The organism is Streptomyces sp. NRRL S-455, from assembly GCF_000717875.1.
Lineage (GTDB): Bacteria > Actinomycetota > Actinomycetes > Streptomycetales > Streptomycetaceae > Streptomyces.
The window spans coordinates 1-389 of the sequence record NZ_JOCT01000083.1 but is presented as its reverse complement, the minus strand read 5'-3'; the positions used below and the strand labels follow the sequence as shown (position 1 = coordinate 389).

General features: G+C 66.8%; 1 protein-coding gene. It reads left to right on the top strand.

Annotated elements, in window-relative coordinates; genetic code table 11:
• Positions 1 to 389 (top strand): acyltransferase domain-containing protein (locus tag IE97_RS39050; protein ID WP_037845491.1); only part of this gene is annotated, 389 nt, incomplete at both ends.

Below are 389 nucleotides of genomic sequence, written 5' to 3'. Positions count from 1 at the left end.
GTTCACGCAGGCGGGGCTGTTCGCTCTCGAAGTGGCGCTGTTCCGTCTGGTGTCGGCGTGGGGTGTGAAGCCCGACTATCTGTTGGGTCATTCGATCGGTGAGTTGTCGGCTGCGCATGTGGCTGGGGTGTTGTCGCTGGAGGATGCGGCGAGGCTGGTGGCGGCGCGTGGTCGTCTGATGCAGGCGTTGCCGGCGGGTGGGGCGATGGTCTCGCTCCAGGCGACCGAGGCGGAAGTCCTGCCGGTGCTGACGGACGGTGTGTCCATCGCCGCGCTCAACGGGCCCTCAGCCACGGTGGTTTCCGGTGACGAGGACGCCGTCCTGGCGATAGCTGCTCATTTCGAGGCGGAGGGTCGTAAGACCAAGCGTCTGCGGGTCAGCCACGCGT